Here is a 1359-nt window from a genome sequence, read left to right on the forward strand (position 1 = left end):
CTCTTATCTCTATTTAAATTTTGTAATTCCCCAATATTCTTTATGCCTAATTTGGCTATATATTCTTTTACTTCCTTATCAGTTAATTTTATTATATCACCATAATCCATACATTTATCATAGTTATTTTCACTGTTAAAATCAATAAATAAATCTTTGGCCTTTTTGCGATTAGGGCAAAATAAATTAAGTACAAAATCAGTATTCACTAAATTAGGTTCACTAATATATTCATTATAGCTGCTCCATTTATATTCAGATATAGTACTTGCAATTCCAGCCTTAATAGGATTTTGATGGATATATCTAAGAACCGTTAATAAATAACCATTACTATTTACAACTTCACTTTTAAATCTCTCTTGGAATAAATGTCCACACCTCTCATACTTGCTATTATACCAATAGACATAACTAGAGCAAATCCTCTTAATTGCAGTGGATATATTATCGTTTTTTTCTTTTATTAATATATGCACATGGTTATCCATTAAACAATAGGCATAGATGTCATAATTGTCCTCTCCTTTAAAAGAGCCCAAGGTTGTAAGAAATTTATCTCTATCTCCATTATCTTCAAATATTATCTGTTTATTAATTCCCCTTAACATAACATGGTAGATCCCGATTTCACTTTTTTCTCTAGGTAACCTGGCCATACTTATTCCCCCTTGTATAATGATGATATAGTCACTAAGACTACTCATCTTTTACTTATATCTTTTATATAAATCTTTTCATATCCGATAATAGAAGAAGGTATTCTCCCTTCATCAGATATTATCTAGCTTGTTTTATATGTCTGACGGTTCCTTATAGACTCCAGATTGATCATAAGGTATAATCCTTAAGGATAGGACAAAGAATGTATTCCCCCTTGAGAGGTCAGCTTTTCTGGCCCATACCCGTAATTTAGTCAATTAGTCCATTCAATGAGGTTTTATGATTCGGCTGGTTGGGAGCCTCAGGCTATACCCGTATAACTCGCAAGGTTGTGTACTCATTAAATGGAAATGGATTCCTATCAGAAAGGAGCTATTGCTTATGTCAAACATTTTATTTGAAAATTTATTTATTTCTGTTGGTATTGATGTTGGTGCAGACTTTAGTTTTATGTCTATTGCACTTCCTAACCAAACCTTTGTAGGAAAGCCTTTTAAAATCCTACATTCTGATTTAAGTTCCCTGTCTATGGCTGTTTCTAAAATCAAAGAAGCAGAAGAGATGTATTCTTTGGAAAGTCGCATTTTCCTCGAATCTACGGGAATTTATCATTACCCACTCTTCTGCTATCTTCGTGATAAGGGATTTTTGGTATCCATCATTAATCCTATCATCACTAAGAATAGCACAAATATT

General features: G+C 31.9%; 2 protein-coding genes. One reads left to right on the plus strand and one right to left on the minus strand.

Annotated elements, in window-relative coordinates; translation table 11 throughout:
* Positions 1–659 (minus strand): transposase (locus C3E90_RS12750; protein WP_236916055.1); only part of this gene is annotated, 659 nt, incomplete at its 3' end.
* A gap of 385 nt (positions 660–1044) precedes the next feature.
* Between C3E90_RS12750 and C3E90_RS12755 the strand changes: the two genes are divergently transcribed.
* On the plus strand, positions 1045–1359 hold a 315-nt coding region (locus C3E90_RS12755; RefSeq protein WP_236916056.1), incomplete at its 3' end, for an IS110 family transposase.

The organism is Clostridium sp. Cult2 (genome assembly GCF_021655075.1).
Taxonomy (GTDB): domain Bacteria; phylum Bacillota; class Clostridia; order Tissierellales; family Tepidimicrobiaceae; genus Schnuerera.